Below are 5,675 nucleotides of genomic sequence, written 5' to 3' on the forward strand. Positions count from 1 at the left end.
CTCGACATCCGCAACTTCGGTGCGAAGTCGATCGACGAGGTCAAGGCCAAGCTCGCCGGCATGGGCCTGGCCCTCAAGGACAGCCCCCCCGGATTCGACCCCAGCCTCATCGCCGACCGGTACGACGACTTCACCTTCGGTGAGGGCGAGGACGACGCGGCGTACGCCGAGGACGAGCAGCTCTGACCACGCCTTCCCCGGCGTACTGACCAAGGAGAACAGCAATGCCCACCCCCACCAAGGGTCCCCGTCTCGGAGGCGGTCCCGCTCACGAGCGGCTCATCCTCGCGAACCTCGCGACCTCGCTCTTCGAGCACGACTCCATCACGACGACCGAGGCCAAGGCCAAGCGCCTGCGCCCCCTCGCCGAGCGCCTCATCACCTTCGCCAAGCGTGGTGACCTCCACGCCCGTCGCCGGGTGATGACGGTCATCCGCGACAAGGGTGTCGTGCACCGTCTCTTCGTCGAGATCGGTCCCGACATGGCCGAGCGCAACGGCGGCTACACCCGCATCACCAAGATCGGCGCCCGCAAGGGTGACAACGCCCCCATGGCGGTCATCGAGCTCGTTCGCGAGCCCGTCGCCAAGAAGGCCACCGTCAAGGAGGCAGAGGCTGCCACCAAGCGTGCGGCCAAGGACTCCGCCAAGAAGGACGACGCCAAGAAGGCCGACTCCGCGAAGGCCGAGGACGTCGCCGAGCTGACCCTCGACGACAACGCGACCGACACCCCGGCATCCGCGTCGGCGGCGGCCGTGTCCCTCCCCGAGGGCGCAGAGGCTGCAGGCGAGGACGGCTCCGGCCCCGACGGCTACACCGTCAAGGGCAACGCCGACTCCGGGCTGTACCACGTCGAGGGTTCGCAGTGGTACGACCAGACGATCGCCGAGTTCTGGTTCAAGGACGCCGACGCCGCTGAGGCCGCTGGCTTCAAGCCGGCCGGTGGCGCCGACAAGCAGGACGTCGACGAGGCCTGATCGCCCTGATCGACCAGCCGGCGCGTGACGCCGGATGCCGTGAACGGCCCTCTCCCACAGCGGGAGGGGGCCGTTCCGGCATCCCCGGTGGTCAGTCGAGCGACCCCACCGACGCGAAGTGCCGGGCGAGGGGCACCAGGGCCAGCACGAGGACCATCGGCACGGCGAAGCCCACCCGCAGCGAGGTCGACCCGAGCGCTCCCGTGAGCACCGACCCGATGAGGGCGCCCGCGTAGTTGAACTGGTTGAAGCGGGCGACCACGGCGTCGACGCGAGCCCGGTGCAGTGCGGGGTCTGCTCCCTCACCGGCGACGCGCGCCGCGGCGGAGAAGGCCAGCGGGGCGATGGCGGCGACCCCGAGGCCGACGACGAAGAACCCGAGGACCGCCACCGGCCACGACGACGCCGGCGCGAACACGACGACGGCGAGCCCGAGGAAGGCGGTGAGAGCCCCCACGCGCACGACGGTGGGCGCACCGAACCGGGCGGTCGCGGCATCCCCGACGACCCGGGCCAACAGGACCGCGACGAGGTAGGGCAGCGTCGCGAGGGCGTACATCGCCGGGGAGGTGGGTGGGGCGGTGAACACGTCGTCGCTGCTGAGGTAGATCGGCCCCCAGGCGGTGACCGCCGTGTCGACGGCGTAGAAGACCACGAGGCCCAGGCCCACGAGCCACACGATGCGCCAGCGCACCCCGACGGCGTCGGGGTCGGGCACGGCCGTGGGCGCACCGTGGTCGCGCCGGACGAAGGGCGAGGCAAGGATGGCGAGCGGCAGGACGGCGAGCGCGAGCGACCCGGCTGGGATGCTCACGTCGGGCAGGGTGATCGCGCCGAGCGTGGCCACGAGCCCGCCCGCGGTCCAGGCGGCGTGGAAGGAGGGCATGACCGGCCGCCCGAGGTGGTGCTCGACCGCGACGGCCTGCATGTTGGCCGATGCGTCGTTGGCTCCCAGCCCGAGGCCGTAGACCGCCATGCCCGCGACGAGCAGCGGCAGCGACCCGTCGCCCCGCGCCGCCTGGCCGATGACGACGACGCCCACGGCGACGAGGCCGAGGGCGACCCGCAGGGCCAAAGCGCTGTCGCGGCGGCGGGCGAGCAGTTCGGCCGCCACCGACCCCACCCCGGCGAGGACGACGAGCAGCAGCATCAGAGCGGCCAGCTCGAGCTCGGAGAGCTCGAAGAGCGCCTTGAGCTGCGGGAGCCGGAGGGTGAGCGAGATGAAGAGCAGTCCCTGCACGGCGAACGCGCCCGCGATGGCGCGACGGTGGCTGCGGGTGGTGAGCTGGTCCGTGGGCGGGGCGGTCACGGGCTCCATCGTGGACCGCGGGCGGGCCGCCGTCCCGGCGCCGCGCGGACTACGCTGGCGCGGTGACCCTGCGGATCCGGATCGACCTGTCCTATGACGGGACGGCGTTCTCCGGGTGGGCGGCCCAGCCCGGTCGGCGCACCGTGGAGGGGACGCTCGCCGAGGCGCTCACGACGATCCTGCGCAGCGCCGAACCGGTGCGCCTCGTCGTCGCCGGACGCACGGATGCCGGGGTGCACACCCGCGGTCAGGTCGCCCACGCGGACGTCGAGGAGGAGGTCTGGGATGCCGTCCGGGGGCGGTCCGCCCGCCCTGCGGAGGAGGCCGCCGCGAGCCGGCTGCGCGGCATCCTGCCCCCCGACATCGGGATCCGGAGCGTGACGCGCGCGCCCGACGGCTTCGATGCCCGGTTCTCCGCGCTACGCCGCCGCTACCTCTACCGGCTGTGCGACGACGCCGGTCGGATGGACCCGCTGCGGCGGCACGACACCGTGCTCGTGCGGGGACCGCTCGACGTGGAGCGCATGGACCGGGCTGCCGGGTCGCTGCTCGGCCTGCACGACTTCGCGGCCTTCTGTCGGCGCCGGGAGGGGGCGACCACGGTTCGTACGCTGCTCGACTACCGGTGGGAGCGCGGCGCCGACGGAGTCATCGCCGGCACGGTGGTGGCGGACGCCTTCTGCCACAGCATGGTGCGGGCGCTCGTGGGGGCCGTGGTGCCCGTCGGTGAGGGTCGGCTCGACGTCGGTGTGCCCGCCGCCGTCCTCGCCGGGGGAGCGCGAGACCCGCGGGTTCGGGTGATGCCCGCGCACGGGCTGTCCCTCGAAGAGGTGGTGTACCCCGCGGATGCCGACCTCGCCAGCCGCGCCGACATGGCACGATCACGTCGAGAACTGCCCGCGGAACAGCTCGAAGGAGCCCCCGATGCCCACTGACTCCGGCTGGACTCCCTCGGTGCCCGAGGCGGTGCACGTCACCCGGGGCAACCAGGAGTCGACCGCGGCCGGCATCTACGGAGTCATCGTCAGCTCGGCCGTCATGTCGGCCTCGCACGCGGACTCCGCCGGCAAGGTCATCGGGGCCGTGCTCGTCACGCTCATGGTCTATTGGGGCGCTGAGCGGTACGCGCGCATCGTGGCCGAGCGCATCCACGAGGGGCACCGCCCCAACTGGTCGACGGTGCGCCACCAGCTGACCCACGGCTGGGAGATCGTCACGGCGTCCACCCTGCCGCTGCTCGTCCTGGCCGTGTTCACGGTGCTCGGGTCGGAGCTGTTCACCGCAGTGCTCGCCGCCCTGATCTGCAGCACCGCCCTGCTCTGCGTCGCCGGGTGGGCCGTCGGGCGCCACGGTCGGCTGTCGACGGGGGAACGCATCGTCTCGGCGATCGTGGCCGGCATGTTCGGTGTCTTCTTCATCGCACTGAAGACGTTGTTGCACTGACCCTGCCGGTCCCCATCCGCGTGCTGGCGAAACTCGGGTGAGGTCGCGGCCTCGGTCGTGGACACTGGACCCTCGTGGGCCATCTCGATGTCAACTCCGTGTGCTTCGCCCTCCCCGACGGGCGAGAACTGCTGCGTGACGTCACCTTCCGGGTGGGGGAGGGGGCCAAGGTCGCCCTGGTCGGCCCGAACGGCACCGGGAAGACCACCTTGCTGCGCATCCTCGCCGGCGACCTCACGGCATCCGACGGGGCCGTGACGCGCAGCGGTGGTCTCGGGGTCATGCGGCAGTTCATCGGCAAGGTGCGCGACGACACCACGGTGCGTGACCTGCTCGTGTCGGTGGCTCCTGAGGCGGTTCGCCTCGCGGCCGCCGAGATCGACCGCACCGAGCTGATGATGATGGAACGGGACTCCGAGACCGACCAGCTCGCGTACGCGCAGGCGCTCGCCGACTGGGGTGATGTCGGTGGCTACGAGTGGGAGACCCACTGGGACGTGTGCACCGTGGCGGCCATCGGCACCCCGTTCGAGCGAGCCCAGTGGCGCAAGGTCTCCACCCTGTCCGGGGGCGAGCAGAAGCGGCTCGTGCTCGAGTCGTTGCTGCGGGGTCCCGAGGAGGTGCTCGTGCTCGACGAGCCGGACAACTACCTCGACGTCCCGGCCAAGCGCTGGCTCGAGGAACGCCTCATCGAGTCGCCGAAGACCGTGTTGTTCGTCAGCCACGACCGTGAGCTGCTCGACCGGGTGGCGACGCGGATCGTGACCCTGGAGCCCAGCCACGGCGGCAACACCGTGTGGGTCCACCCCGGGCGGTTCTCGACCTACGACCAGGCCCGGTCCGACCGCAACGACCGCCTCGACGAGCTGCTGCGCCGCTGGGACGAGGAGCACGCGAAGATCAAGGCCCTCGTGCTCATGTACCGGCAGAAGGCCGCGTTCAACGACGGGCTGGCCTCACGGCTGCAGGCCGCCGAGACCAGGCTGCGCAAGTTCGAGGATGCCGGGCCGCCCGAGGCGGTGCCGCTGCACCAGAAGGTCACCATGCGCCTCACCGGTGGCCGCACCGCCAAGCGTGCGGTGGTGGCGACCGGGCTCGAGCTGCGGGTCGACGGCGGGCAGCTGATGAAGCCCTTCGATGCCGAGATCTGGTTCGGCGAACGCATCGGTGTGCTGGGGAGCAACGGCTCGGGGAAGTCGCACTTCCTCCGCCTCCTCGCGGCCGGAGGCAGCGACCCCGACCGCGAGCACGAGCCGGTGGGTGACATCCGCCCTGCGCCGGTCGAGCACGCCGGACGGGTGGTGCTCGGTTCCCGGGTGCGCCCCGGCTGGTTCGCCCAGACGCACGACCACGCCAGCCTGCACGGCCGCACCCTGCTCGAGATCCTCCACCGTGGGGACGAGCACCGAGCCGGGATGCCGCGGGAGGTCGCCGCGCGCGCCCTCGACCGCTACGGACTCGCCAAGGCCTCGGAGCAGACCTTCGAGACGTTGTCCGGCGGGCAGCAGGCGCGGTTGCAGATCCTGCTGCTCGAGCTCTCGGGGGCGACCCTGCTGCTGCTCGACGAGCCGACCGACAACCTCGACCTGCACTCGGCCGAGGCCCTGGAGGACGCGCTCGCCGCGTTCGAGGGCACCGTCCTGGCGGTGACCCATGACCGGTGGTTCGCACGCGGGCTCGACCGGTTCCTCGTGTTCCGGTCCGACGGTCGCGTGGTCGCCAGCGACGAGCCGGTGTGGGACGAGGGGCGGGTGGGCCGGGCCCGCTGAGGGGCGGACCTCACACCGCTGCGCCCTTGTTGCCTCGTCAGGGCAGCGGGAGACTGCAGGTATGGACGCGCAGCTCAACAAGGCCCGCACGCTCGACGCGGTCAACGCCCTCAACCGCGGAGACCTCGACGGGTACCTCGCGATCTACGCCCCGGGTGCCGTGGTGCACGGGCTGCC

At 72.0% G+C, this 5,675-nt stretch carries 5 protein-coding genes and 1 pseudogene; 5 read left to right on the plus strand and 1 reads right to left on the minus strand.

Annotated features, from left to right (window positions below; translation table 11 throughout):
- Together PLL68_RS02550 and rplQ are read left to right on the plus strand one after the other, a co-directional pair.
- Positions 1-186: pseudogene (locus PLL68_RS02550) on the plus strand (DNA-directed RNA polymerase subunit alpha); the annotation flags it as partial.
- A gap of 38 nt (positions 187-224) precedes the next feature.
- Positions 225-977 (plus strand): 50S ribosomal protein L17, sunset domain variant, encoded by a 753-nt coding sequence (rplQ, locus tag PLL68_RS02555; protein WP_324531360.1) that lies wholly within the window; start codon positions 225-227, stop codon positions 975-977.
- Positions 978-1,068: 91 nt separating this feature from the next.
- Here the strand turns inward: rplQ and PLL68_RS02560 are convergent, their stop codons facing one another.
- Positions 1,069-2,286, minus strand: a complete 1,218-nt coding sequence (locus PLL68_RS02560; RefSeq protein ID WP_324531362.1) for an MFS transporter — start codon at positions 2,284-2,286, stop codon at positions 1,069-1,071.
- Between the two features lie 68 nt (positions 2,287-2,354).
- Here PLL68_RS02560 and truA point away from each other — a divergent pair, with 68 nt between their 5' ends.
- From truA to PLL68_RS02575, 3 genes are all read left to right on the plus strand, one after another.
- Positions 2,355-3,221, plus strand: a complete 867-nt coding sequence (gene truA / locus PLL68_RS02565; protein ID WP_324531411.1) for a tRNA pseudouridine(38-40) synthase TruA — start codon at positions 2,355-2,357, stop codon at positions 3,219-3,221.
- On the plus strand, positions 3,211-3,729 hold the full coding sequence (locus PLL68_RS02570; protein WP_324531364.1) for a hypothetical protein: 519 nt from the start codon (positions 3,211-3,213) through the stop codon (positions 3,727-3,729). Before truA ends, PLL68_RS02570 begins: the two co-directional genes overlap by 11 nt.
- A gap of 74 nt (positions 3,730-3,803) precedes the next feature.
- Complete coding sequence (locus PLL68_RS02575) at positions 3,804-5,498, plus strand: ABC-F family ATP-binding cassette domain-containing protein (protein ID WP_324531366.1); 1,695 nt, start codon at positions 3,804-3,806, stop codon at positions 5,496-5,498.
- Positions 5,499-5,675 lie beyond the last annotated feature (177 nt).

Source organism: Ornithinibacter sp. (assembly GCF_035443565.1).
Taxonomy (GTDB): Bacteria; Actinomycetota; Actinomycetes; order Actinomycetales; family Dermatophilaceae; genus Fodinibacter.

Excerpts from the sequence above, each read along its gene's own strand:
- rplQ (WP_324531360.1), top strand. The coding sequence starts at position 225 with ATGCCCACCCCCACCAAGGGTCCCCGTCTCGGAGGCGGTCCCGCTCAC.
- PLL68_RS02570 (WP_324531364.1), top strand. The coding sequence starts at position 3,211 with ATGCCCACTGACTCCGGCTGGACTCCCTCGGTGCCCGAGGCGGTGCAC.